The sequence below is a fragment of the Pseudorhodoplanes sp. genome, assembly GCF_046289595.1.
Taxonomy (GTDB): domain Bacteria; phylum Pseudomonadota; class Alphaproteobacteria; order Rhizobiales; family Xanthobacteraceae; genus Pseudorhodoplanes.
In genome coordinates this window covers 1-25,699 of record NZ_JBKBVB010000033.1, presented here as the reverse complement: position 1 = coordinate 25,699, position 25,699 = coordinate 1, and the positions used below count along the sequence as shown (strand labels likewise).

16 protein-coding genes and 1 pseudogene are annotated in these 25,699 nt (G+C 63.7%); 10 read left to right on the top strand and 7 right to left on the bottom strand.

Features of this window, described 5'->3' with window-relative positions; translation table 11 throughout:
- Positions 1–5: 5 nt before the first annotated feature.
- From ACK41X_RS09365 to ACK41X_RS09345, 5 genes are all read left to right on the top strand, one after another.
- On the top strand, positions 6–1,835 hold the full coding sequence (locus tag ACK41X_RS09365) for a methyl-accepting chemotaxis protein (RefSeq protein ID WP_409721777.1): 1,830 nt from the start codon (positions 6–8) through the stop codon (positions 1,833–1,835).
- 68 nt (positions 1,836–1,903) lie between these two features.
- A complete protein-coding gene (locus tag ACK41X_RS09360) occupies positions 1,904–3,886 on the top strand; it encodes a methyl-accepting chemotaxis protein (RefSeq protein WP_409721774.1) in 1,983 nt (660 codons plus the stop codon).
- 302 nt (positions 3,887–4,188) lie between these two features.
- Positions 4,189–4,698, top strand: coding sequence for a chemotaxis protein CheW (locus ACK41X_RS09355; RefSeq protein ID WP_409721771.1), 510 nt, complete (start codon positions 4,189–4,191; stop codon positions 4,696–4,698).
- A gap of 98 nt (positions 4,699–4,796) precedes the next feature.
- Positions 4,797–5,963: an ABC transporter substrate-binding protein gene (locus ACK41X_RS09350; protein ID WP_409721768.1), complete on the top strand. Its 1,167-nt coding sequence runs from the start codon at positions 4,797–4,799 to the stop codon at positions 5,961–5,963.
- Between the two features lie 120 nt (positions 5,964–6,083).
- A complete protein-coding gene (locus tag ACK41X_RS09345) occupies positions 6,084–8,927 on the top strand; it encodes a methyl-accepting chemotaxis protein (RefSeq protein WP_409721766.1) in 2,844 nt (947 codons plus the stop codon).
- 44 nt (positions 8,928–8,971) lie between these two features.
- Here ACK41X_RS09345 and ACK41X_RS09340 read toward each other — a convergent pair whose 3' ends face one another.
- The 3 genes from ACK41X_RS09340 to ACK41X_RS09330 all read right to left on the bottom strand — a co-directional run bounded on the left by ACK41X_RS09340 (position 8,972) and on the right by ACK41X_RS09330 (position 15,155).
- A complete protein-coding gene (locus ACK41X_RS09340; RefSeq protein ID WP_409721763.1) occupies positions 8,972–9,799 on the bottom strand; it encodes a CmcJ/NvfI family oxidoreductase in 828 nt (275 codons plus the stop codon).
- A 141-nt stretch (positions 9,800–9,940) separates the two neighbouring features.
- A complete protein-coding gene (locus tag ACK41X_RS09335) occupies positions 9,941–11,995 on the bottom strand; it encodes a bifunctional aldolase/short-chain dehydrogenase (RefSeq protein WP_409721760.1) in 2,055 nt (684 codons plus the stop codon).
- 25 nt (positions 11,996–12,020) lie between these two features.
- Positions 12,021–15,155: an Rne/Rng family ribonuclease gene (locus tag ACK41X_RS09330; protein WP_409721757.1), complete on the bottom strand. Its 3,135-nt coding sequence runs from the start codon at positions 15,153–15,155 to the stop codon at positions 12,021–12,023.
- Between the two features lie 838 nt (positions 15,156–15,993).
- On the opposite strand from ACK41X_RS09330, the gene ACK41X_RS09325 reads away from it, so the two are divergent.
- Complete coding sequence (locus tag ACK41X_RS09325) at positions 15,994–16,365, top strand: DUF3597 domain-containing protein (protein ID WP_409721754.1); 372 nt, start codon at positions 15,994–15,996, stop codon at positions 16,363–16,365.
- A gap of 72 nt (positions 16,366–16,437) precedes the next feature.
- On the opposite strand, the pseudogene ACK41X_RS09320 reads toward ACK41X_RS09325, so the two are convergent.
- The 3 genes and pseudogenes from ACK41X_RS09320 to ACK41X_RS09310 all read right to left on the bottom strand — a co-directional run.
- A pseudogene (locus tag ACK41X_RS09320) lies at positions 16,438–16,992 on the bottom strand (sulfatase/phosphatase domain-containing protein); the annotation flags it as partial.
- A gap of 18 nt (positions 16,993–17,010) precedes the next feature.
- Complete coding sequence (locus ACK41X_RS09315; RefSeq protein ID WP_409721751.1) at positions 17,011–17,901, bottom strand: sulfatase-like hydrolase/transferase; 891 nt, start codon at positions 17,899–17,901, stop codon at positions 17,011–17,013.
- Between the two features lie 26 nt (positions 17,902–17,927).
- Positions 17,928–19,454: a sulfatase-like hydrolase/transferase gene (locus ACK41X_RS09310; protein ID WP_409721748.1), complete on the bottom strand. Its 1,527-nt coding sequence runs from the start codon at positions 19,452–19,454 to the stop codon at positions 17,928–17,930.
- Positions 19,455–19,562: 108 nt separating this feature from the next.
- Here ACK41X_RS09310 and ACK41X_RS09305 point away from each other — a divergent pair, with 108 nt between their 5' ends.
- The gene (locus ACK41X_RS09305) at positions 19,563–20,036 is read left to right on the top strand and encodes a MarR family winged helix-turn-helix transcriptional regulator (RefSeq protein ID WP_409721745.1); all 474 of its coding nucleotides are present in this window, start codon (positions 19,563–19,565) and stop codon (positions 20,034–20,036) included.
- 17 nt (positions 20,037–20,053) lie between these two features.
- A complete protein-coding gene (locus tag ACK41X_RS09300; protein ID WP_409721742.1) occupies positions 20,054–21,025 on the top strand; it encodes a Bug family tripartite tricarboxylate transporter substrate binding protein in 972 nt (323 codons plus the stop codon).
- A gap of 6 nt (positions 21,026–21,031) precedes the next feature.
- Here the strand turns inward: ACK41X_RS09300 and ACK41X_RS09295 are convergent, their stop codons facing one another.
- A complete protein-coding gene (locus tag ACK41X_RS09295) occupies positions 21,032–24,445 on the bottom strand; it encodes an Eco57I restriction-modification methylase domain-containing protein (RefSeq protein ID WP_409721739.1) in 3,414 nt (1,137 codons plus the stop codon).
- A gap of 465 nt (positions 24,446–24,910) precedes the next feature.
- On the opposite strand from ACK41X_RS09295, the gene ACK41X_RS09290 reads away from it, so the two are divergent.
- Together ACK41X_RS09290 and ACK41X_RS09285 are read left to right on the top strand one after the other, a co-directional pair.
- Entirely contained in the window at positions 24,911–25,390 is a 480-nt protein-coding gene (locus tag ACK41X_RS09290; protein WP_409721737.1) for a hypothetical protein, read from the top strand.
- Positions 25,391–25,438: 48 nt separating this feature from the next.
- Positions 25,439–25,699, top strand: a 261-nt coding sequence (locus tag ACK41X_RS09285) for an AMIN domain-containing protein (protein ID WP_409721735.1), incomplete at its 3' end; no start/stop codon positions are given.

Here is a 25,699-nt window from a genome sequence, read left to right as displayed (position 1 = left end):
TACCAATGTCATTCTTTGGTCGCGGCAAAGGTCAGAACGCAGGCGGGGCCGGCTCTTTCGGGAAGGGAAATCTTGATTACCTGAAGGCAGCCATCGCCGACAATATCACCTCGGCTGTAATGATGGTCGATCGCGACTTCAATGTAACATTTGTCAACAAGCCGACCCGCGAATTGCTCGCCGCGTATGCCGACGAGTTTCGTAAGCTGTGGCCCAATTTCAACCCGGACGCCATGGTCGGAACCTGCATCGACACCTTCCATAAGAATCCGGCGCATCAGCGAAAGATGCTGGCGGACCCGTCCAAGCTACCCATGAGAACCGAAATTACCGTGGGGCCGCTCAAAATCGCGCTGCTGGTAAGTGCGTGCTTCGACAAGAAAGGAGCTTATGTCGGTAACTTGCTCGAATGGCGCAATGTGACGGAGATGCGCGTTAATGAGGGAATGCTGAGCGCGCTGAATAAGGCCCAGGCCGTGATCGAGTTCAATCTCGACGGCACCATCGTCACCGCGAACGACAATTTCCTGAAGGCCCTTGGATATTCACTGGACGAGATCAAGGGCCGGCATCACAGCATGTTCTGCGAGCCTGCTTATGCGCAGAGTGCCGAATACAAGATGTTCTGGGAGAAACTCGGCCGCGGCGAATTCGATGCCGGGCAATACAAGCGCCTTGGCAAGGGCGGCAAGGAAATCTGGATTCAGGCCAGCTACAATCCGATCCTCGACGCCAGCGGCCGGCCTTTCAAGGTGGTTAAGTTCGCCTCCGATATCACGGCCATGCGCCAGGCTGTCGAGCAGACCCGGGACGTCGTGACTGCGGCCAGGAACAGGGATCTCAGCCAGCGCATCCCGATGGCCGGAAAGACCGGCGAACTCGAATTGCTGTGCGGCGGCGTCAACGATCTGCTCGACAGCATGGCCGACATGATGAGCGAGATCAGAGCCATCTCGCAGGAAGTGTCGAGCGCTGCGGCCGAAATCTCGACCGCAACGACCGATCTGTCACAGCGCACCGAGGAGCAGGCCGCGAGCCTTGAGGAGACCTCGGCCTCGATGGAGCAGATCGCCGCGACGGTGAAGAAGAATGCCGAGAACGCCAACCATGCCAACGATCTGAGCCGCGGCACACGCGAGGTCGCGGACCGTGGCGGCGAAGTCGTCGCCGAAGCCGTGACGGCGATGTCGCGGATCGAGGAATCCTCGCGCAAGATCGCCGACATCATCTCGGTGATCGACGAGATCGCGCGGCAAACCAATCTGCTGGCGCTGAATGCCGCGGTGGAAGCGGCACGCGCAGGCGAGGCGGGCCGGGGTTTCGCGGTGGTGGCCTCGGAGGTGCGCAGCCTCGCGCAGCGCTCCTCGCAGGCGGCCAAGGACATCAAGGATCTGATTACGAATTCGTCGAGCCAGGTCCAGGACGGCGTGCAGCTCGTCAATCGCGCCGGCGCGTCGCTAAAGGACATCCTGCAGTCGATCAAGCAGGTCGCCGACATCGTGGCGGATATCGCCACCGCCTCGAACGAGCAGTCCGGCGGTATCGAGCAGGTCAACAAGGCGCTGACCCAGATGGACGAGGTCACGCAGCAGAATTCGGCGATGGTCGAACAGAACGCGGCCACGGCGCGGACGCTGGAACAGCAGGCTGCGGCGATGGACGAGAAGATCGGCGCCTACAAGCTCACCTCCGGGGCGCAGCGCGTCACGCCAATGCCGAAGCGGCCGGTACAGCACAAGCCGATCGTGAAAAAGCAGGCCGCTCCGCAGCGCGGTGCAATGCGGCAAGGCGCGGCTGCGGCCGCGATCGTCAAGGACGAGTGGGAAGAATTCTGACGCCGGCCGCGCTTCATCTGTGAAGGGCGGCCACCGGCGTTTCATTTCGAAATATCATGGGGACTTCGATGCTGAAGAGAATTGCTTTTGACGTTGGGATCGGTACCAAAATTGCGGTCACGTCCGCGCTCGCCGTATTGCTGGTTGCCTGTATCGTGGCCTCTCAGATGGTCGGCGACCGCGCCGTTCAGGCGGCGAAAGCCAATGCGGACCGCGAACAGACCATTGTCGCGGACGCGATCTATGCCGTGTCGGCGACGCGCGGCATGCAGATTGCTGTCCGGGATATCCGGCTGGGGGCGACGCCCGACGATGTTAAGCGCGCCGTCGATACCCTCGAAGCGCGGCGCAAGACCGCCGACGGCTATGCCGAGGAGGCTTTCAACCTGATCCGGCAGTCGGGCCGCAGCGGCGAGGACGCCGCGCAACTTCGTAAGGTGATTGCGGATTATTCAGCCGGCGCCAACGAAGTGGCCAAGCTGCGCATCGAGTATCTCGAGCTGATGGGCAAGGGGCAGGCGGATCAGGCAGTGGCGCTGCAAGCGCGTGCCGGCCAGATCGTGCGTGAGCGCACCTTGCCGCTGGCCCAGCAGATGGACGACATCGCTTCCAAAATGATCGAGGTGGCGCGCGAGCAGGTGCGAGCTGAGAATGCGATATTCAGCAGCACCATCGCCCGGGCCGAGCTGATCAACGAAAGTCTGGCGGCAGTGGTGGCGCTTGTTCTGATCGGCACCGCCATCTTCATGTTCTTCACGGTGATCCGGCCCCTTCGCGCTCTCACCGGTGGCATGCGCGAGCTGGCGGCCGGCAATTTCGACGTGGTTCTGCCCGGTGTCGGCCGAAAGGACGAGATCGGCGGCATCGCCGGCGCGGTCGACGAGTTCAAAATGCGGCTTGAGGAGAAAATGCGCCTTGAGGCCGAGAAGGAAGCCGAGGTCCAGCGTCGCGAACAGGCCGAGCGCGAGGAGCGGGCGCGGCGGGAGGCCGAGCAGGCGCGCATCGTGGCCGAGGTGGTCGCCGAACTTGGCCAGGGTCTCGAAAATCTCGCCAAGGGCAACCTGACCTACCGCGTCTCGAAGGAGTTTACCGCGGAATACAAGAAGATCCAGGAGGATTTCAACGGCGCCATCGAACAGCTGCAGGACACGGTGCAGCGTATCGCTTCGTCGTCGATGGAAATCCAGAACGCGGCCGCAGAAATCGCGACCGCGACCACCGACCTGTCGCAGCGCACCGAGGAGCAGGCCGCAAGCCTGGAAGAGACCTCGGCCTCGATGGAGGAGATCGCTGGTACTGTTCGTCAGAATGCGGAAAATGCGCAGCGCGCAAATGCGCTGACTCAGGAAACGCAGAACGTTGCCAGCCGCGGTGAGGCCGTCGTTGCCGAAGCGGTGACCGCGATGGCCGGCATCGAGGAGTCCTCACGCCGGATCGCGGACATTATCTCGGTGATCGACGAGATCGCCCGCCAGACCAATCTGCTGGCGCTCAATGCCGCGGTGGAGGCGGCGCGTGCGGGCGAAGCCGGCCGCGGCTTTGCGGTGGTGGCCTCCGAAGTGCGCAGCCTCGCACAGCGGTCGTCGCAGGCGGCGAAAGATATCAAGGACCTGATCGTGAACTCGTCCGGCCAGGTCGAGCACGGCGTCCAACTGGTGAACCGGGCCGGCGACTCGTTGAAGGAGATTCTGCAGTCGATTCGTGCCGTGGCCGACATCGTTGCCGACATCGCCAATGCTAGCGCCGAACAGGCCGCCGGCATCGACCAGATCAACAAGGCGTTGGCGCAGATGGACGAGGTGACGCAGCAGAACTCGGCGCTGGTCGAGGAAAACGCGGCGACCGCCAAGACCCTGGAAGACCAGTCAAGCGCCCTCGACGGGCGGGTGTCGGTGTTCCAGCTTGACACCTCTGCTGGCGGCGGAATGTCGGTTGCAGCGAGGCTGAAGCCGGCCGCTGTCCGCAAGCCGGCACCGGCCGTGCGCAGCGGCACCGCGCGTCAGATGCAGTCGGCGCTCGCCGTGGCCGTCAAACAGGACGAAGAGTTCTGAGAAAGATGGGCCGGCGCGTCCGCGCGCCGGCTTCCATGACCTAGGCCAGACAGGCCGGCGCAGTCTTTTCGTCGGTCGCGGCCAAAGCGACAAGCTTTCTTAAGCTCTTGTAAGCCTCGCTGGCCTGCCGATCGGGCTGCTCAACGAGAAATGAGAGGCCGGGCCGCGCCGTTTAGCGTGCCATTAAGACTTGTTTGGCAGCTTCGTTCCTACAACTGTACCGCGCGCCGAGCCTTGCCCGTCAGACCGGATGTGCGAGGCGGCGACGGCCGCGGTCGCCCTGGAACGGTGGATAGAGTCGGATGCCGCAAACCCTCAATGCCCTCGCAGATCAGGTGTCGCAAGCCGCCGCCGGGCGCGCCAAGGAATCCGTCAGCGCCGAATTGATCAGCTTTGCCATCGGCGAAGAGCAATACGGCGTCGACATTATGGCCGTCCGCGAGATCAAGGGATGGTCGGAGATCAACCATCTTCCCGGTCAACCCGATTATGTGCGCGGCGTTCTCAACCTGCGCGGCGTGATGGTGCCGATCATCGATCTTCGCTGCCGGTTCGGCGGCGGGCTCACGGAGGCGACGGCGTTGCATGTCGTCATCATCGTGCAGATCGAAGATCAACAGATCGGACTTCTTGCCGACCGCGTGCTCGACATCGTCGAGTTCGAGAGCGCGCAGGTGCAGCCGGTGCCGAGCGTGGTGCGAAACGGCCGTACCGAATTTCTATCCGGTTTGCTGACGGTCGAGGCCGGCATGATTGCGATGATCGATCTGTCGCATCTGCTCGATGCCGAGATCGAAGCTGAAGCGGCGTGAGACGGCTTCGCGTTAGCGCTCGATTTACCGCAGGCAGTTATCGTTCATAAACGAATCATAGCGAGGCCGGTTGCCGCGCATCCTAGAACGGGGTGTCCATGCGACGTTTTATCATGCTGGCCGCAGGAGCGGCTCTTGCGGCTCTCGGGACGGCACGCGCCGAAACCGGTGTTTCTGCGGATGCCATCGTATTTGGCCAGGCTGCGGTGCTGCAGGGGCCGGCTTCGGCGCTCGGACTTGGTATGAAGGAAGGTCTTGAAGCCGCCTTCCAGGAAGCAAACCGCAAGGGCGGGGTGCACGGACGCCAGCTCAAACTGATCAGTGTCGACGACGGTTACGAGCCGGCAAAGTCCATGGCCGCCACCCGAAAGCTGATCGAGGACGACAAGGTCTTTGCGCTGATCGGTCCGGTCGGCACCCCGACGGCCGTTGCCGCCCAGCCGATTGCGGCGGCCGCGAATGTGCCCTTCATCGGCGCGTTTACCGGCGCGAGCTTCCTGCGCAATCCCAATCTCGAAAACGTCATCAATGTGCGGGCGAGCTACGACGCGGAGACCGAAGCCTGGGTCAAGCACCTGACCGAGGATCTGAAACTGGAGAGGATCGCGATCTTTTATCAGGACGACGCCTTCGGCCGCGCCGGCTTGTCCGGCTTCGAGAAGGCGATGAAAAAGCGCGGATTGCCAATCCTTGCGGAAGGCAGCTACGAGCGCAACACCACTGCGGTCAAGACTGCGCTGCTGGCGTTGCGCAAGGCGCAGCCCGAAGCCGTCGTCATGGTCGGCGCCTACCAGCCCTGCGCCGAATTCATCAAGCTCGCGCGCTCGATCGAGTTCAGTCCGGTCTTCGTCAACATCTCGTTCGTCGGCGCGTCCGCGCTCGCCAAGGCGCTGGGCAAGGAGGGCGCGGGGGTGATCGTGAGCCAGGTCGTGCCGTTCCCTTGGGACGCCTCGACCAAGGTGATCGCGGACTACCACGCTGCGATCAAGGCGCGCGACCCGAAGGCCGAACCGGAATTCGTCTCGCTCGAAGGGTATCTGGTTGGCCGTCTCGCCATCGCTGCGCTCGAACGCGCGGGTTCTGAGCCAACGCGAGCGGGGCTGCTCAAGGCGATCAAGGAAGGCGGCGCGTTCGACATCGGCGGGCTGCAAATGTCTTTCGGTCCGAACGACAATGAGGGTCTCGATAAAGTGTTCATGACGGTGATCGCGCCGGACGGCTCGTTCAAGGCGGTCGACCGCCTGACGCAGATGTTGGCGCACTGAGATGGGTTCGGGAGCGCCTCGCATGCCAGTCCGGATGCAACGGCGCTCCTGGCCGAGACTGAGAGGGACGGAGCCTGCTCCGTCCGGAAATGCCGGTCGCGGACCGGTCGGGGGGAATGGATGAAAGTCTTTCGTGTGGTCGGCAATGTGCCGCATCTGCTTAATCCGGTGCGGCTGGCAAAAGCCGGGATCGGCGTCAAGTTGCAGCTCGCCTTCGGGGCGGTTGCGCTGATGACGGTGGTCGCCTCTGGCGTCGCCATCCTGTCGTTCCGCTCCGCAGAGCAAAGCGTCCAGAACATCGCGCAGCGCGAAGTGCCGCTGATGACCGAGGCGCTGCGGCTCTCGGTGATGTCGGGCGAGATTTCCGCGGCCGCCGCGCGCTTCGTGTCGGCCGACAATATCCGCGACCAGCGCCAGGTTGCAGCCCAGATCGAAGACCGCTCGATGCAGCTTCGCGTCCTGATCGACAAGGTGCGCGCCGGATCGAGCCGGGAAGCCTTCAGCGCCGTCGATGTCGCCGCGCGGCTCCTGGAAAACAACCTGTCCGACCTCGATACGGTGATCTCCTCGCGCTCCAACGTGCGCACCATGCTCGACCGCAAGCTCGACGAGCTGCACAGGCTGCACAATAAAATCACCGACGAAGTCACGCCGATCGTCAATGCGTCCTATGTCAGCGCCGTCAACAAGGCCGAGGACATCGGCAAGATCGGCGACCGGACGGTCAAGGCGCTGGTCGAAGACGGTGTGCAGACGATGCAGACGGTGGTGCAGATCGGCACCGAGACCAATCTGGCGACCGGCCTCTTGACGGCAGGCGCGCTGACCTCGTCGCCTGCGATTCTGGCGATGCTGGAAGACCGCTTCACCGCATCGGCCCGCCGCGCCGAGAAGCACCTCAATTCGCTGCCCAAGGTGGACCGCTACAATACGCTTCGCGAGCGCACCTCGGGACTGCTCAAGCTCGCCGATTTCAAGAAGACCGCAGCGGCCGAGAACGAAGGTGCACGTCTGCAGAACGTGTTCCGCGCTCATGAGGGGCTCGCCAATGTGCTGATCACGCTGATCGATGATCTGAATTTCGACACGGTGATGCAGGGCGAGGCGGCGGTGAAGCGGACGGGAACGCTGGTCCGCGAGCTGATCGACGATCAGCTGGTCAGCTTCCGCAACGCGCTGGAACTGAAGATCCAGACCCACCTGCTGGCGAGCCTGATCAGCGAGGGCGCGGTCGCGAAGGACCAGGCCCAGCTGAAGCCGATCGCCGACCGCTTCTCGTTCTCCGCCAACATGCTGATGCTGGCGGCGCAAAGCCTCCCCGACGAGGCGATCCGCAAGGACATCGACGCCCTGATCGAGATCGGCCAGGCCAGCGATGGCGTATTCGCGCTGCGCGGTCAGGAGCTTAGCGTCACCGCGGGGGCCGGACGGGTGATTGCCGACAACGTCAAGATTCAGAAGCAGCTCGACCAGGCCGTCTCCGGTCTGGTCAAGGAAACCGAATCCGGCATGCAGGGCGGCACCGCTGCGCTGCTGTCGGAGCTGGCCAACAGCCGGATGCTGCTGATTGGCGTCGCGGTGGGGTCACTGCTCGCCGCCTTCGGCATCGCATTCTTCTACGTGCGACGCAATCTGGTCCGGCGGCTGACCATGACGTGCGATTCCATGCAGCGACTGTCCGCCGGCGACAATGCGGTGCAAATCGCGGGCGTCAACGACAGCGATGAAATCGGCGAGATGGCACGCGCGCTGACCGTGTTCCGTGATGCCGCCATCGAAAAGGAACGCATCGAAGCACAGGCCGCGGAAGACCGCCGTATCGCCGAGGAGGAGCGCGCGCGCAACGACGCGGTGCGTGCGGAAGCGGCGCGCCAGGTGGCGCAGGTGGTCGACGGCCTCGGCCGCGGTCTCGAACGTCTGGCTCAGGGCGACCTGACCTATCGCGTTCGCGACGATTGGGCGGGCGAATACAAGAAGATCCAGAACGATTTCAACCACGCCATCGACCAGCTTCAGGATACGCTGACGGCGATCGTCGAATCGACACGCGAAGTGACGAGCGCCTCGGCCGAAATTTCCTCGAGCACGACCGATCTGTCGCAGCGCACCGAGGAGCAGGCGGCAAATCTCGAGCAGACCACCGCCTCGATGGAGGAGATCGCGGCGACGGTGAAGCAGAATGCCGAGAATGCGAAACAGGCAAACGGCCTGATGCAGGGCACCCGCGACGTCGCCAATCGCGGCGGCGAGGTGGTGTCGCACGCGGTGTCGGCGATGAGCCGCATCGAGGATGCTTCGCGCAGGATTTCCGACATTATTTCCGTCATCGACGAGATTGCGCGGCAAACCAACCTTCTGGCGCTCAATGCGGCGGTCGAAGCTGCCCGCGCGGGCGAAGCCGGCCGCGGCTTTGCGGTGGTCGCATCCGAAGTGCGCAGCCTGGCGCAGCGCTCGTCGCAGGCGGCCAAGGATATCAAGGAGCTGATCCAGAATTCATCGACGGCGGTCGGGGAGGGCGTACAACTGGTTAACCGTGCCGGCGATGCGCTCAATGAAATCCTCAAGAGCATCAACGATGTTGCGGCGATCGTCGCCGATATCGCGAGTGCCAGCGCCGAGCAGGCCGACGGCATCGATCAGATCAACAAGGCGCTCGCCCAGATGGACGAGGTGACCCAGCAGAACTCGGCACTGGTGGAGGAGAATGCCGCAACCGCCAAGACGCTGGAGCACCAGTCGCATGCGCTGGATGGCCGGGTCGCCGCCTTCCGTCTGCATGACGGCGACGAGCCGAAAGCGGCAGAGGCGGACCAGGTTGAGGACGAAGCCGAACCGGTTGCGAAGCGGCCGGTGCAGGCTCGCCCGCAGGCCCCGGTGCGCAAGCCTGCGATCCGCGGGAACGCGCGGCAGATGCAGAGCGCGCTCGCGACCGCGGTCGCCCGCGACCAATGGGACGAGTTCTGACGCCGCGAGCGGGCGACCCCGGCGGCATCAGTCAACAGCAGCGTTCAGAAAAACGCCAGCGTCCTGATCTCGATGCTTTCGCGCGGCCGCGCATCGGCAGGCGAGGTCGGATCGTCGAAGGCGGTATGCGCGCAGAACCGCGCGCGTCCGTCTTTGAGCGAGTCATAGACCTTGAAGACGATGGCCTCCTCGCGCCGTTGCAGCGGGAACCAGAACCAGCGATGGTCGGGATTGTAGCTGACGGAATAGGTTTGTCCGATCCGGTCCGGATGGCGGCGTTCGGTGACAATCAGGTCGTTCGGCGAAATGGTCTGCGCATCGCATAGCGCCAGCGGATAGGTTTCCACCGCATAGCGGATCGGGCGCCAGACCTGGATGATGGCGAAATGTCCTGCGAGCAGCGTCCCGGCTTCGTCGGGAAGAAGATCGCGCACGCGCTGCGGGCCGGACCATTCCGTATAGTCGTTGTGGACGCGGGGGACCACCTCGCGGATCTTGCGTTTTTGCCGGTCGGCATCGTCGGCGGTGCGCAGCGTATGATCGAAGATCACGACGCGTTTTGCACCGCTCTGGATTTTGATGAGATCGACGATCTCGGGATAATAAACGTCGCGGATCTGCGTGTCGTCGAAAAAGTCCGACACTGCGGTTTCGTGCCAGGCGAGCAGGAAGCCCTCGCCGTCGAGGGAGGTTTCGAGCTTGCGGCCGTTGCGGATGACGACGTTGTGCGGATCGATGGTGCCGAGCGTGCGCATTTCGGTGGAGCCGCCGCCGACCGGCTCGACCACGATCTTCTGGCCGTCGTTTTTCACGTAATTCAGCGTGGCCTCGATCGAGGCGACCTCGCGGGTCTTTGTTGCGAGCTGCGGCATGACGGTCACCCCATGTTTGCATTTTCAATGTAGAGCGCGATGCGGGTTCCGGAAAGGGGAAGCCCGGCGAGGCCTCCCGCCAGCCGCCAGGCCCGCGCAGAACGTGCAAAGCGTCTGCGAAACCCATGCGAAGGGAAAAACCTACCGCAGCGCCGCCGCGATATTGCCGCCGTCGACGGTCGTGACGTTGGCCGTGGTCTTCAGCGCCAGCGCCTGATGCAGGAAGGCCTGTGCGACGTCGTCGGCGGTGACCTCGCGGCGCAGCAGATTGCCGGCCATATAGTCGGTCTCGCTCAGGCCCCGCGCCCTGGCGCGTGCGGCGATGAAATCGTCGGTGAGCAGGCCCGAACGGATGCGGTCGGCATTGACCGCATTGGAGCGGATGCCGTCGGCGCCGTAATCGAGCGCATATTGACGGACGAGTAACAGGGTCGCCGCTTTGGGTAATCCATAAGGGCCGAAATCGGGCCCGGGATTGATCGCCTGTTTCGATGCGTTGAACAGGAGACATCCGCCGCTGCCCTGCGCCAGCATGATGCGGACCGCGTTCTGCGCCACCCGCTGATGCGCAAAGAAATTGAGCTCGAAACTCTGGCGCAGCGTTGCATCATCGACGTCGCCGATCCTGCCCTGGAACGCGGCGCCCGCATTGGACACGACGATATCGACCCCGCCGAAGGTCTCGCAGATGCGGTCGAACGCAGCCCGGACCGACACATCGTCGGTGACGTCGCAGCGGATGGAGAGCGCGCCAAGCGCCTTGGCCTTCTCGACGAGATTGGCGCTGTCGATATCGAGCAGCACCACCTCGGCGCCCGCGGCGGAAAAGGCTCTGGCCGTAGCCGAACCGATGGCGCCGGCAGCACCGGTGATCGCCGCGACCTGGCCGGCCAGCGGCGGCTCCTGCGCTCCGCCGAGCTTGGCCTGTTCCAGCGACCAATATTCCACGTCGAACATGTCGGTTTCGCCGATCGGCGTATAGCGGCCGATGGCCTCGGCCTCGGTGATCGCTTCGACCGCGGCCTCGGCCAGATCGGCGGCGATGCGCGCCGCTTTCTTCGAGCGGCCAAGACCGAACAGCCCGACGCCCGGCACGAGGATCACGCGCGGGGCCGGATCGAGCATGGTCTTGATGCCACCCGTCCGGGCGTTGTTGCGTGTGAAATACGCCGCGTATCGCTCCACGAATACGGCAGCTGTCTCGCGCGTCGTCTCGCGGAAGCGGGCGAGGTTTTCCGCGTCGGGGGCGGGCGCGATCATCGGCCAGTTCTTGGTGCGGATGGTGTGGTCCGGCGTGATCACGCCGGCGGTCGCATAGCGCGCGACCTCTTCGCCATTGACGAAATTCAAAATCGCATCGCTGGAGCGGAAGTCGAGGATCAGGTGCTTCCACGCGCCTTGCACGTGCGGATCGGGCAGGGCGACCGCACCGCGCAGGACCGGGGCGATCTCGGCCACGGTGCCCGGTTCGTTGGGCAATTGCGCGCTGACAAACACCGTCTTGCGGTTCTGCGCCAGCCGCATCTCGGCAAGCGTGACCATTTCGATCATGCGCTCATAGGCTTCGCGCGCGGTCTCGCCGAAGGTGAAAATCCCGTGCTTGTCGAGAATCAGTCCTTCGACCGCAGGATCGGCGTCGAACACATTCGCGGCCTCTTTGGCCAGCGCGAAGCCCGGCATGATATAGCGAACGAAGCCCATGCGCGGGCCATAAACCTCCTCGCAAAGCGCGCGGCTGTCCTCCTGATCGACGAGACCGAGCACCGCGGTCGCGTGCGTGTGATCGACGAAGCGATGCGGAAGGAATGCGTGCAGCAGGGTTTCGACCGACGGGTTTGGTGCCATCGGGTCGATCAGATTGACGCGCTGCAGCGCTACCATGTCCTCGTCGGACAAAGCCTCCCGCGCGCGTGCCTTTCGCAGGTTGTCGAGCCGGACGGCGGGGAGGCCTGCGGGTTCGATCTCGTCCATATCCCAGCCGGAGCCCTTCACGCACAACACGTCGGCGGGCTCACCGTTCAGGTCGACGGTCCTGGTCTTCAGCGAGGTGTTGCCGCCGCCATGCAGCACCAGCTTCGGATCGCGGCCAAGGAGGCGCGTGGTGTAGACGCGCAAGGCCAGGTCGGCCGCGATCCCGTCCGCTTCGTACCGCGACACGAGCTCGCGCGCGTCGGACTCCACCCACGCGCTCTTCATGCGGCGCTCCCGCTCGGCGCGGCCGTCAGCCGCGCATCGACCACCAACCCCTGCGCCTCGGCTTTTCGGCTTCCTGCTGGACGGCTGGTTCGCCTGTCTCGGCAGGCGCCGGCGGCGGGGCGGGCGGAGCCGGCTGCGGCGCGTAGGCCTCCTGGTCGGCTGCGGTATAGGCCGGGGGCGCCTCTCTCACGGTCGAGCGCCGGCGTACCGGCTGTTCGGTGGCGGGCTCGGGGGCCGCGGGACCGTTGACATGAGCGGGTTCGGCGGCTGCCTGAGGTGCCGTCGCGCGGTCGCCGGCCGACTGAGCATTCACCGGCTCGGGCTCGCTGCCGGTCAGGCCCTGCATCGCGCTCGGCTGGCTTTCTGCCGGTGCGTCGGCCGTGACCGCCTCCGGGGCGGTCTCCTCGTCGTCGCGTTCGAGCGAGAGACTGTCGTCCTCGCGGTCGCGACGGTTCCGGCGTCCGCCGCGGCGGCCCCGTCTGCGCCGGCGCTTCTCACCGTCGCCATTGGTCGCGGCGACGGCTTCGTCGTCCGCATCGCTCTCCGCGTCGTCGGATTCGCCTGCGGCTTCGTCGTCTGGCTGCGCCGCCTCCGGTTGCGCCGCCGCGACTTCAGCGTCTCCGGCATGGGGACGGGCTTCGCCATCGCGTCCGCGTCCCCGCCGTCCGCGCCGCCGCCTGCGCCGGCCGCCGCGATCACGCTCGTCGTCACCGGCCTCCGCAGGCTCGGCGGACGCTTCTTCGCCCTCGGTCTCGATTTCGTCGAGCACCTCGTCGGTCTCGGCTTCGTCCTCGTCTTCATAGGCGGGAATGGAATCCGGCCGGATTGTCGAGGCGATTGTCCTTGCCTGATCGAGCGACATGACCTGCTCGCCGCGGTCAACGGCGAAAGAGGGGTGACCGGTCAGGGTCGGATCGACGGTCACGGAGATCGCGATCTTGAACCGCTCCTCCAGCATGCGCAGATGCGCACGCTTGTGGTTCAGGACGTAGATCGCCACGTCCGAGCGCGAGCGCACGATGAGATTGTGCGTCGCGCCCTTCATCAGCGTTTCCTCGACCGCGCGCACCAATTGCAGCGCGACCGACGCAACCGCGCGCACATGCCCGGTGCCGCCGCAATGCGGACAGACTTCGGTTGAGCTTTCCAGCACCGACGACCGGATGCGCTGGCGCGACATTTCGAGCAGGCCGAAATGCGAGATCCGGCCGACCTGGATGCGGGCGCGGTCGCTTTTCAGCGCTTCCTTGAGCTTGCGTTCGACCGCGCGATTGTTGCGGCCTTCCTCCATATCGATGAAATCGATCACGATCAGCCCGGCGAGATCGCGCAGCCGGAGCTGGCGGGCGATTTCGGCCGCCGCCTCGATATTGGTCTTGGTCGCGGTTTCCTCGATCGAGTGCTCCCGCGTGGCACGTCCCGAATTGACGTCGATCGCGACCAGAGCCTCGGTCTGGTTGATGACAACATAACCGCCGGACTTGAGCTGGACCGTCGGCTGGAACATGGCGTCGAGCTGGGATTCGATGCCATAGCGCGCGAAAATCGGCTGGGTGTCGTGATAGGGGACCACGTTCTTCACCGCGCTCGGCATCAGCATGCGCATGAAGTCCTTGGCCTCGCGATAGGCGCTCTCGCCCTCGACCACGATCTCCTCGATATCCTTGTGATAGAGGTCGCGGATTGCGCGCTTCACCAGCGAGCCTTCCTCATAGACGAGGGTGGGCGCAGTGGATTTCAGGGTCAGATCGCGCACTGTTTCCCACAGCCGCAGCAGATATTCGAAGTCGCGCTTGATCTCGAGCTTGGTGCGCGAGGCGCCTGCGGTGCGCAGGATCACGCCCATGCCCTCCGGCACCTCGAGTTCTTCAGCGATCTCCTTCATGTGCCGACGGTCTTCGGCATTGGTGACCTTGCGGGAAATGCCGCCGCCGCGCGCCGTATTGGGCATCAGCACCGAATAGCGGCCGGCGAGGGAGAGATAGGTGGTCAGCGCGGCGCCCTTGGTGCCGCGCTCCTCCTTCACCACCTGGACCAGCATCACCTGGCGGCGCTTGATGACTTCCTGAATCTTGTAATGGCGGCGGACGCGCGGGGCGCGTTCCATCACCTCTTCGATCGCATCGCCCCCGACCGATTCGACAACCTCTTCCTCGTCCTCTTCTTCTTCCTCGTCGTCGCCATCGTCCTCGTCGCCGTCGTCAGAATCGTCGTCGGAATCGTCATTCTTGTCTTTCGCTTCGGCAGCGCCGGCTTCCTCCTCGGCCCCGTCGCCCCCGGCGTCTTCGGAATCGGCTTGGCGATCCACGGTTTCTGCGGGTTGCTCGTCCGGATGCGCAGCCAGATCCTGCGGCTTCGATTCGGCAATCGCTTCGACGATGTCGATGTCGGCAATTGCCGTCGCCTGCGCGGCGGCCGGCTCGTCCGCGGGCACAGTCGCGGTTTCGGCGGATGCTTTTGTTGCGGTCTCGGATATTGCGGTTTCGGATGCCGCGGGCTCGGTTGCTTGCGCCGGCGCGAGGTCAGGCGCGGGGTGACCGGCCGCGGCCTCGCTCTCACCATGTGCGCCGCGATCCGACTGGAGCGCATCGGCCGGCTGCAACGTGCCACCTGGCGAGCCATCCGAACGTGCCGCGGCTTCTGCTGCGGTCTCGTGGCCCCGCACCTCGTGGTCGCTCGGGATGACGGGGTGCGGCGAGGTGGCGTCGTCCGTGACCGGCCGGGGCGTTTCGCCGTCCTCATGCGCGGCGACGACGTCGCTCTTGACGACATCGCGGTGACGATTGCGCCCGGCCCCGCGGCCGCGATGGCGGCGGCCGCGTCCGCGGCGCTGCTCGGAGCGCTCGCCGCCATTTTCGTCCTCGTCGCGTTCGGCATGCCGCTCGGCCTCGAGCAGCGCCTGCCGGTCTGCGACCGGGATCTGGTAATAGTCCGGGTGAATTTCCGCGAAGGCCAGGAAGCCATGCCGGTTGCCGCCGTAATCGACGAAGGCGGCCTGCAGCGAGGGCTCTACGCGCGTAACCTTGGCCAGGTAGATGTTGCCGCGGAGCTGTTTGCGGCTTGCGCTCTCAAAGTCGAATTCCTCGACGCGATTGCCACGCAGGACGACCACCCGGGTCTCTTCCGGATGGGTCGCATCGATCAGCATTTTGTTGGACATTGAATCTTCTCTTGGCCCCGGGCGGCGCAGCGTCCGTCAGGCGGACCTCGCGCGTCGAAACGCGGCGCGGGCATGCGGGGAACAGTGAGTATGGAGAATAAGCGGGCGTTTCGATCAAGCGCGAACCGGTGCTGCGCGCGCGGACGGATCCGCCGACCTCAGACCAGCCCCTGGCTTCCACCTGCGCCATCACATCAAAACCCGCAGCGGGCGGCCGCAGCGTATCGCGCGACCGCGTTAGTCGTTCTTGCTTGCGCTTTCGCTTGCGCCGCGTTCTTGAAAACTGGCGCCGGTTCCCGCCGACCTTGCGACTCGCGCACATTAATCGTGCATTGAGTCCCAAGATACCCAAACTCGCTGACACCGGCCAATCGGACCTGCCGCCGCCTGCAACGTGGCAGGGGGTCGGACCCTGGTCCTTACGCTCGCCAGCTCTTGCGATTCCGGACCCTCATGCCGGCGCTGTCTTCGAGGCGAGCGTGCCGGTGCCTGAACGCGGCACGGCGGAACCTGTGCAAACCGTAAGCACCCGACTTCTTAGGACGCGGATGAATGGATAGCAAGCGAGCAATCGCGGTTGCTCCCGGATTTTTCTTTGTAAGCCTTTCAATTTTCAGTCTTTTTTCCAGAGCAGCTCAGCATTTTGCGAGTTCGGTATCTTAATACCGTAGACTGATGGGTTGCCATCTGCCGTTCAAGATCCGGTGACCCTGCGCGGTGCGGCGGCTTCGCCGCAGGACCGTCTTGAAAACTGCGTTAAAGTCGTGCCGTCCCTGGAGCGCTTGCTCGATGAGAACTTGTGTTCGGGAGGCGACAACGTGCAAGCAGGAGAAGAGGAATGAGCATTTTCGGAAAGATATTGTCGGCGATTGGCCTTGGTTCGGGCAGCGCGGCCGGTTCTGGCTCGGCGGCGGTGCCGGCGGGCGGCGGTGGCGGCGGCGCGGCCATGGCCCAGGTCGACGTGGAGAAGGTCGTGTCCGACCTAGCCGCGCAGAAGAAAGAGAAGCTCGACTGGAGAAAGTCGATTGTCGACCTGATGAAGGTGCTCGACCTCGATTCGAGTCTCAAAAATCGCCAGGAGCTCGCCAAGGAGCTCGGCTATACCGGCGACATGAACGATTCCGCCAAAATGAATATCTGGCTGCACAAGCAGGTCATGACCAAGCTCGCCGAGAATGGCGGCAAGGTGCCCGACAGCCTGAAGGCCTGAGCCATCCCGCCCTGCCAGGGCGCAAGCCCCCGGACGCCGCCTGCGCCGGGGGCTTGTTTTATCCTGCAATCCTTATCCTGCGGTCCCGGACGGTTTCGGCGCCGGGGTGCCGCTTGCCGCCGCCTGGCCGAGATCGAACGCGGCCTGCGCTCCGCCAACGCGCTCGATCAACGCGGCCTGGTCGGCCTTGGCCTCGCGATCGACACGCTCCGGATTGCAAATCGAACGCAGCGCCTCATCCATTCCGGCAAGCGTCCTGTGATGTCCGGGCGAGTCTGCGAGATTGATTGTCTCCTCCGGATCCTCGAGCAGATCGAACAATTCCGGCCGGTGCCGGACATAATAGTGATATTTCCAGCGACCGCGCCGCACCATATACGCCGCGGTATTCGAACCGACCGCGTGGTATTCGCTGAAGACCACCCGTCTCAGGTCGAAGGGGCGCGATGCAATGGCGTGCAGACTCTCGCCGCTGGCATCCGGCAATGCCGCAACGGGATCGAGACCCAAACTGTCGAGCAGGGTGACCGAAAGATCGATCAGGCTGACCGGCGTTGTGCAACACCAAAGCCCGACACCCCCGCCGGCGATAATCAACGGAACATCAGTGGATTTCCGGTAGAGGGTCGATTTGCCCCACTGGCCTCAGGCGCCGAGATTGTCGCCGTGATCGGAGGCATAGATGATGCGGGTCGAAGCCGTCAGGCCGGCGGCGTCGAGCGCATCCAGCAGCCGTCCGACATTATGATCGAGCCATGACACCAGCCCGTAATAGGCGGCAATGGCGGTCCTTCGCTCCTGATCGTTCCGCAACGTCGCCTCGTGGCTCCAGAAATCCTCATGCTCCTGCAGCCAGGGATGCAGGCGATAGCCCGAATTCGGGTGCAGTTTCGGCTCGGGCAGTGCGTCCAGCGGATAGCGATTGAAGAAGTGCGGCGGCGCGATCAGCGGAAAATGCGGCGCCACGAATCCGACATACAGGCACCAGGGTTCGCGGGCCGTGCGCCCGGTCGTGGACAGCCAGTCCACCGCGAGATCGGCGATCGCATGATCGTAGCGCGTATAGTCGGACTCACCCGGTCCGATATGCTCGCCCAGCATGCGCTTGCCGGCGGGGCGATGCGCGGGCAGGGGGTCGCGGATCGACGCCCAGACCATGCCGACGCCCTTGTGAAGATGCATCGGGATATGCTCGACGTCGAAACCGGTCGGCAGATTCTCCTTCTGGTAATGCAGCTTGCCGATCGATTCGACGCGAATGCCGGCCTCCTGAAGCGCATGCCCCCAGCCGCGGACGCGACCGTCATAGCCGAATGAATTGTCCCAGTACCGGCACCTGTGGACATATTGTCCGGTGGCAAAAGCCGCCCGCGCCGGCACGCAGATCGGGCTCGGCGTTACCGCATTGGTGAACATCGTGCCGCGCGCTGCCAGACGGTCCAGGTTGGGAGTCGAGACGAACGGATGGCCGGCGCAGCCCATCGCCCGCGCCTGATGCTCATCCGACATAATGACAAGCGTATTCGCCGCACGCATCGAACGGCGTCTCCTCGATGCCACGTCTACGCCATGCCGACCGGCTCCCGGAGCGGCCCTTCATCCTTGGGCCGCGACCGGATCATGTCCGTCAGCTCTGCGCGAATGCGAGCAAAACCTGGATCGGCGAAACAATTGTCGCGCTCGAAGGGGTCGCGCCCGAGATCGTAAAGCTCGCCGTCGCCGGAGCGAAGGTCGAGGGTGAGCTTGTGGGTTTTGGTCCGCACCGTGCGCAAACTGAGGGCGACGCCGGCGCGCTGCGGATGCAGTTCCCATTCGCTCAGCGCAAAATCGCGCGAACCGCGTCCTTCGATCAGCGGGCGGAGCGACCGGCCGTGCTGCGTTTGCAACGCCGGCACACCCGCGTAATCGAGGAAGGTGGCGCCGAGATCGAGGGTCGATACCGGGTCGTCGATAAGCTTGCCTTTTGGGATGCCGGGCCCGCGCACGATCAGGCCGACGCGCAGCAATCCTTCATAGGGCATCGGTCCCTTCAGGATCAGGCCGTGATCGCCGAGCCAGTCGCCGTGATCGGCGGTGAAGATCACGATGGTGTTTTCCGCGAGGCCCAGTTCGTCAAGCGCGATCAGTATGCGCCCGACATTGTGATCGATCAGCGCGACCATGCCGTAGGTGTTGGCAATGATCTCGCGCAATTGGCGGTCGCTCTGCGGCGCGATGCGGCTAAAGGATTTGCGGACGGCGGTACGCTCCGGCGCGCCCGCGGGCTCGCTTTCGAGCGCGGCGCGATGCCACCACGGCCGGTTTTCGAGATCGCGCGTGCGGTAGGGCGGCAGATCGACTGCGTCGGGGTGATGCAACCGCGACCACGGTTCCGGGCAATCGAACGGGTGGTGCGGATCGGGAAACGACACCCACAGGCAGAATGGATCGTGATGTTCGCGCTTGAGCCAGTCGATGGCGCGGTCTGCGGTCCAGGTGGTGTTGTGCCAGGCGACCGGCAATTGCGAATGCCAGCATTGTGCCGCATCCGCGGTGTCGCCGGCATTCGCGCGATACAGCGCGTTTTTCTCGTCGCCATGCCCGTCGGCATAGAACCAGCGTTCGTAATGCTGCCCGCGCGGCGGCCTTTCGGGAAGAAACCAGTTATGGCCGACCAGCATCAGTTCGACATGGGAAAAGCCCATATAGGGACCGTACCAGTCCGCCCCGAAATCGGCGGAAGATGCGACGCATTCCGGCGTACCGGTCGGTTTGAACGTGTGATAGGTCGAAAAATGCGCCTTGCCGATAAAAGCTGTGTCGTATCCGGCGCGCGCGAGCGATCCCGCAAAGCCCCGTTCGCCGGTCTCGGGTGACAGATCGATGCCGTTGTCGTGCACGCCATGCGTGAGCGGCAATTGTCCGGTCAGAATCGAGGCGCGCGCCGGCTGGCACACCACGCTCGGACAGATGCAGGCGGAAAATCGCGTGCCGTCGCGCGCCAGCGCATCGAGATGCGGTGTCTTCACCTTGCGGCCTTCGAAGCCGAAACAATCCCCGCGCTGCTGATCGGATGTGATCAGGACAATATTCGGCCGCCCGTGCGCCATGCCGGTCTCCGCATTTCAATCCCGGGAGTGTGCGGACGATTTAGTTGACTTGTCAAGCAATCGGCGGAAGGGCATATTGCTGTTGCCGCGGTTCCGGAGATTTGCGCGATGGCAAAGCTTGCCCTGGTCGAGCTGGATGACGGCGCGGACCTGCCGGTCGAGCAGTTCCTGACCTACCGTCTGCATGCGCTGCACAGCGCGCTGAACCGGCAGGCATCCGCAATTCTGGCGCGCGCGTCTGGACTTCGCTTGCCGGAGTGGCGGGTGATCGCGCTGCTCGGCACCGGCGCGACCCTTAATGCAACCAGGATCGGGCAGATTTCCGCGATCGACAAAGGCCTGCTCAGCCGCATTCTGGCCGGACTGAAGAAGCGCGGCCTGATCTCGATCGAGACCGATGCCGCCGACCGCAGGTCGAGCATGGTGGCGCTCACCGCGAAAGGGCGCGCGGTCTACGACAGGACCATTCCCCATATGCAGGCGCGCCAGCGCGCTCTGATGCAGGCGTTGAACAAGAGCGAGCAAATCGCCGTGTTTCCGATCATCGGCAAGCTGCTCAGCGCAGCGAATGAGCCGGGATAACCAGGGAGGATGACTCGATGGCCGTGCAATCGCTCAAGACCACCATGATGCTCGCGGCGTTCGCCGCAATCATCGGCGCGCCGCAGGCGTCGGCGCAAAGCTCCGACTGGCCGAAGGCCAAGCCGATCCAGTGGCTCGTCGGATTTGCGCCGGGCGGGGCCGCCGACACCATCACGCGCGCGGTGGCCGATCGCGTCTCCAAGAAGATCGGCCAGACCATCGTGATCGAGAACCGCACCGGCGGCGTCGGCGCCATCGCACTTAATGCGGTGACCTCGGCGCAGCCCGACGGCTATACGCTGATCACCATTCCCGGACCGATCCTGTACGGGCGGCCGACCCCGGCTGTCGGCACCGATCTCGATTCCGTTGCGCTGCTCGGCAAGGGCCCCATGCTTCTCGCCGGCCCGGCGAGCGCCGATATTCCGGACCTGAACGCCTTGATCGCGCGCGCGAAAGCCGATCCCGGAAAATTCAATTTCGGCACTGCGGGCAATGGCTCCTCGCAACACATCGCAGGCGAATTGTTCAACGAGAAGGCCGGCACGAAAATTACCCATATTCCGTATCGCGGCGGTGCCCAGGTGACCAACGATGTTCTGTCCGGCACGCTGCAACTGGCGGTCTCCGGCGTTGGTCCGCTGGCGCCGCATATCAAGTCCGGCAAGCTGCGCGGCTATGCGGTGACCACGGCCAAGCGCTTTCCGACGATTCCCGACGTGCCGGCGCTGGCCGAACTCGGCTTTGACGGCGTGGACCTCAGCCAATGGTTCGGGGTTGCAACGGTGAAGGGCACGCCGCCTGCAATCATCAAGCGGCTCAATGAGGAGATCAACGCGGCGCTCGCAGCGCCCGAAGTGCAGCAGCTTATGCTGGCCCAGGGACTGACGGCGGAGCTGCTCCCGGCGGACGCTTTCGCCACGATCTATGCGGCCGATAGCGCGCTTTACAAGAGCCTCGCCGACCGGTTCGGCATCAAGATCGAATAGGGGCGGTCAGTCGCCGCGCGCTTTGGCGAGGCGGATGACCTCCGCCTCCGGCGCGTCGGTCTCGGTGTCGCCAGCCTCCAACGCGCGCTTGTACCAGAGGATCAGTTCGCGGGTGAGATAGACGCCCTCATGCGCCTGCCGGTCCTTGCGCTCCACGATCGGGAAGGTGGAGAGGATGTAGCGGATGTCGTCCTCGCCGGTGACGCCGTAAAGAATGAAGTAAAGCGCATCGAGCCGCGCGCGCAGATGCCGCCGTTCGGTCTCGTTCCAGATGACCGGCGGCTTCACCGTGCCGTCGGCGTTGATATAGCCCATGTCGCGCGCAAACGGCGCCATGTCATGGGCGGTGTAGGTGAGCCGCAGCACATGGTCCTTGACGATGTCGGCTGCGGTGCGCTTACCGAAGCGGCGATGATGCATCCTCTCGACACTAACGATCGCCAACTCATCAAGGATGTATTCACTCAAATGGTTTGTTTGGACTTTTTGCCTAGCAAAGAAATCGAGACAGAACGAATTTAGATTGCCCACGCCTAGGCAGGCTAATTCGATGTTCGTCGTCAGGAGAACTGGAATGGTATGCGTCGGGGCGCATCTCGGTAGAAAAGATGCAATGACAGTCCTTTCGTTCGTGACCGACGTTACATCCTTTATGCCCAGCATCCAGTGGGCGCTCGACCGCGTCTCAATTTGAGAATCTGCAATCCAGTAGTCTGGAAGGGGAGACCACTGCGGATCCGTCAGTTCAGTTTCTGACGCCCGCGCCGGTTGTCCCTTGCGGTAGAGATTCTCTGTATTCCGGACGACGCTAGAAGCGCGATGGTTGAACATCCCAACCATCTTTCCTTCGTACACCGGGTAGTAGAGTTCTCCTCCAAATTTGAAGCGCGAGTATCCAATGGGGAATGCGTGCATCTGCTGAAGCTGCTCGATGTCTACAAAAAGGTTGGAGTCGGTAGCTCTATTAAAGAGTTGTCGGTAAAGGAGGGGAAGTTCTCTCTTGTCATGCGACCGTGAGAACATAACGGGGTTTTTAGAGTATGCGGCGCGTGTAAGAGCAAGAGCCCGCTTGGATTGAGCGATGGGAAGAAGTCCAGAATTCGGACTAATGGCAGAGATATCTTCTCTGCTCAACGAAAGAAGCTGCTTCTCTACTGGAATACGAATGTCAGTAAAGAAGCTGGCGAACGTAGCTTTCGCGTCATGGCTTCGGCCCATGACCAGGATGCAGAATTTTGTTCGTGCATCAATGTCCGGGAAAAAGCTGCCGTGAAGCCCCATTCTGTTTTCGAAATCGATCACTTCGCGGAGGAGGTTCCGAGAAACAATCCTCTCTACAAATTTGGACGATGTGTTGTGCGAAACAACTCCCAAAGGGACGAGTAAGCCAATTTTGCCAAAGCTATTGATCAGGCGAAGGCTTTGTTCGACAAATGCGAAGTGGATGAAGAATTTTCGGCCGCGAAAAAGGGAGTATTCCGATTTCGACCGCTTCAATTGCGTATCGAAGACCGCATCTGCGACCTGGAATTCAGCCCACAACTGGGTTTCGCTGGTTTGATGGGCGCGAATCAGGCGCTTGCGCTCCGAATCGGTCGAAGAGCGTGAAACAGCCGGGTCTCTATTTTCGAACCATTTGATGTGTTCAAAGTCAACTTGGTCCCATGGCGGATTGCCGATCACCGCATCGAAGCCGCCATCGGGATCGGCACTTGCCCAGTTTTTCCAGACGCCGGGAAAGGCGATCTGCCAGTGCAGGAAATGCTGTTCGGCGGCGAGCGCATGGGCGCGGGCGATCAGTCCGCCGATGACGCGGAAGTCGCGCGCGGTGCCGGCGCTGCCAAGGCCCGTAATGGCAAGCTGCTCCTCGCGGCCCTCGTCGAACAGCGACAGCGCCTCGTCGGTGAGCCCTGCGGGCCGGACCGGTTCCTGCAATCCGGCGAGCACAGCCGTCGGCGGGCCGAAGGCGCCGTCGAGCGCGGCATCGAGCGCCTTCTTCTCGTCGTCGGTGAGGTCGAGCCATTTCACCGCCTGCCAGAAATCGAGAAAGCGGCGCAGCGGCTCGGTCCGCGCCGTCACGTCGTGATAGTCGGCGGCGCTCGCCTTCACTTCGGCAATGTCGGCATCGCTGCGGCTTTCGATCAGCGCCATGCCGGCAATGGCGGCTTCCGCCGCCTGGATCGCGCCGCTGATCATCAGCGAGCCGCGCGCGGCAAGGCCGTCAAGCGCCTTGCGCACCCATTCACCGAACAGCGAGTCGCCGCATTTCAGATGATGGTCGAGCAGCGAGAGCGGCGCGCCGGCGGTGAAGGTATGAAGCCACAGCGCCACCTTGGCGAGTTCGACGGCCATCGGGTTCTTGTCGACGCCATAGACGCAGCGCTTGAGAATGGTGCGCTTGATCAGGTTCTTGTTGACCAGTTGGTCGTCACGCACCACCCATTTATGCGCATCGGCCTCGGCGCGGATGCGCTTGCGGATATCGTTTAGCCGGTTATCGAGCGGGGAGACATAGTCGCCCCATGTCACCGCTTCGCTGGCTTCGCCCATCGCCGCCGTCACGGCTTCCGCCAGATAGTCGACCAGTGAGACCAGGAAGTGGCCCGAGCCCATCGCCGGATCGACGATTTTCAGATCGAGAATGCGTTCGGCCGGATCGATCTTGCGCAAAGCCTGCAGGCGCAGTTCGACGCGCTGCTTGTCCGAAGCCAGCGCTTTCGCCTTTTCTGCGAATGCATCGAGCCGTTCCCGCACCAGCGGCCCGATGGTGCGCTCGATGATCAGCTTCACCAGTTCGTCCGGCGTGTAATAGCTGCCCGAGCCCTTGCGCGCGAAGCTGTTCAGCCGGATTTCGATGCCGCCGGGCGCGCTTTCGTTGGCGACCGGCTCGTATTCCAGCAGCCGCTCGTAGATCGAGCCCAATTGCTGCACCGACAGGTCGCGGAAATTGATGCGCACGCGCCGGCCGTCCTTGTCGGTGCGGGACAGGCGGTCGAGCAGCGGGGCGAAATAGGCGTCGGGAAGAATCGCCCGGTCGAGCAAGGCGGTCGCCGCATTCTTCTCGGAGAACAGGCCGCCGTTATAGGGCGGCACGCCGATGGAATCGTCGCCCTGATCGATGGTGACGAAGACCTCGTTGCATTCCAGTCCGAAATTCTTGCGCAGCCGGCTGAGATCGGTGCCCGCATCGAGCCGCTCGGCGACCTTGTCGCGCAAGTCGGACAGTCCGCCGTATTTCGGATCGCGCTTGGGAAGGAGATCGCGGTCTTCCGCATAGAGAAGAAACAGCAGGCGGTAGAGCATCGTCAGCGCGGCGTCGCGCAGGGTTGCGAGGTAATCGGCGGTGAGCGGTGCGGGTGCCTGCGGATCGGCACTTTTCAGTGCGCGAATGAGGTCGGGAAAGACCTCACCGAACACCACCGACGAGAGATTCTCGCGAACCCGCGCCTCCCAGTCGCGGCCCTCGGCGAGCGCGACCTGATGGAAGGTCCGGCCATCCCTGCCAGGCGAAAATGCTGCCTGTCCGAAGAACAGCAGCATCGTCTTGAGCAGGTGATCGCTCCAGTTGCGGTCACTTTGGAATAGCGGCGGCCGGACCGCGGCATTCAGTTCGCCCTGGATGCCGGGCAGTCCAAGCACCCAGCCGAGATCGATCTCGAAATACTCCTCCAGCCGCGACTTCGCGCCCTGATAATACAGGCGCCAGAACCGGCCGTTGGTCAGGATCGCCCACTGGACATTGCGTTCGGACTGAACATCCGCGCGGGAGAGGTAACGCAGGATCTGGCCGGACGGCGTTTCCTCGGCGCCGGCCCCCGAGCCGCGCTGATCAAGACCGATTTTCCAGGCCTTGGCGTCCGCGACCGCGACCGCCAACGGGTACCGATGCGCGGCGTTCTGTTTGCGGTCGGCGGCGTCGGCCTTTTCGCGCGATGCGAACAGGAGGTAGTCGGGGACGTTGGCGCGGCCTTTGACTTCCAGCCGTTCCTGGACCCAGTAGCATTGCTCCCAGCCGAGCGCATCGAGCACCGGTTTGACGATGCGCTCCTCGGTCTGCGCCTCGTTCAGGCGGGACGGATCAGCAATCTTCGCGAAAATGCCCTCAAGCTGGGCGCGGAAAGCCGCCAGGGCGGCGTCCGTGGTATCTCGCCAGGCGTGGGTTTCGCGGATGCCCTCGTTGAGGAAGTCTTCGGTGAAAAGGGTTCCCTGGGGCATATCCGGCGATTCGGCAGTGGGATGACAATGACCTGCATAGCATGGCGTCGGGCGATGCCAGCCCGCGGCAACCCGCTACTCACAAGCACCCCGTCGCGGTCCGGCCACACCCGGCGGCCGAACCGCGGCCAGGCTTTAACAGGTCATTAACTCTCCGCTTTCTACAGAGTAAGGATCGGGCGGGGGAGGGCGACGAACGTGGCCGGCCGCTTTGCGACAGCCATCTGCGCTGGGCTTCTGACGCTCGCGGGTTTCTCGCAGGCGATGGCGCAGGGCCGCGCGACTGCGCCTGCCGCGCTCCCGGTTGCGACCGATATCCGGCTCGCCGGCGACGACAGCCAGACCCGCCTGGTCATGGACGTGACCGCCTCCATCGGGGTGCGCGCCTTCACGCTCGCCGATCCCTACCGGGTGGTGGTGGATATTCCGCAGACCGTGTTCCAGCTGCCGCCAAAAACG

Excerpts from the sequence above, each read along its gene's own strand:
- ACK41X_RS09315 (WP_409721751.1), bottom strand. The coding sequence starts at position 17,901 with ATGCGTGCGGCGAATACGCTTGTCATTATGTCGGATGAGCATCAGGCG.
- ACK41X_RS09365 (WP_409721777.1), top strand. The coding sequence starts at position 6 with ATGTCATTCTTTGGTCGCGGCAAAGGTCAGAACGCAGGCGGGGCCGGC.
- ACK41X_RS09345 (WP_409721766.1), top strand. The coding sequence starts at position 6,084 with ATGAAAGTCTTTCGTGTGGTCGGCAATGTGCCGCATCTGCTTAATCCG.
- ACK41X_RS09290 (WP_409721737.1), top strand. The coding sequence starts at position 24,911 with ATGCGCGGCGTTCTGTTTGCGGTCGGCGGCGTCGGCCTTTTCGCGCGA.
- ACK41X_RS09340 (WP_409721763.1), bottom strand. The coding sequence starts at position 9,799 with ATGCCGCAGCTCGCAACAAAGACCCGCGAGGTCGCCTCGATCGAGGCC.
- ACK41X_RS09305 (WP_409721745.1), top strand. The coding sequence starts at position 19,563 with ATGGCAAAGCTTGCCCTGGTCGAGCTGGATGACGGCGCGGACCTGCCG.
- ACK41X_RS09300 (WP_409721742.1), top strand. The coding sequence starts at position 20,054 with ATGGCCGTGCAATCGCTCAAGACCACCATGATGCTCGCGGCGTTCGCC.
- ACK41X_RS09355 (WP_409721771.1), top strand. The coding sequence starts at position 4,189 with ATGCCGCAAACCCTCAATGCCCTCGCAGATCAGGTGTCGCAAGCCGCC.
- ACK41X_RS09310 (WP_409721748.1), bottom strand. The coding sequence starts at position 19,454 with ATGGCGCACGGGCGGCCGAATATTGTCCTGATCACATCCGATCAGCAG.
- ACK41X_RS09330 (WP_409721757.1), bottom strand. The coding sequence starts at position 15,155 with ATGTCCAACAAAATGCTGATCGATGCGACCCATCCGGAAGAGACCCGG.
- ACK41X_RS09325 (WP_409721754.1), top strand. The coding sequence starts at position 15,994 with ATGAGCATTTTCGGAAAGATATTGTCGGCGATTGGCCTTGGTTCGGGC.
- ACK41X_RS09360 (WP_409721774.1), top strand. The coding sequence starts at position 1,904 with ATGCTGAAGAGAATTGCTTTTGACGTTGGGATCGGTACCAAAATTGCG.
- ACK41X_RS09335 (WP_409721760.1), bottom strand. The coding sequence starts at position 11,995 with ATGAAGAGCGCGTGGGTGGAGTCCGACGCGCGCGAGCTCGTGTCGCGG.
- ACK41X_RS09350 (WP_409721768.1), top strand. The coding sequence starts at position 4,797 with ATGCGACGTTTTATCATGCTGGCCGCAGGAGCGGCTCTTGCGGCTCTC.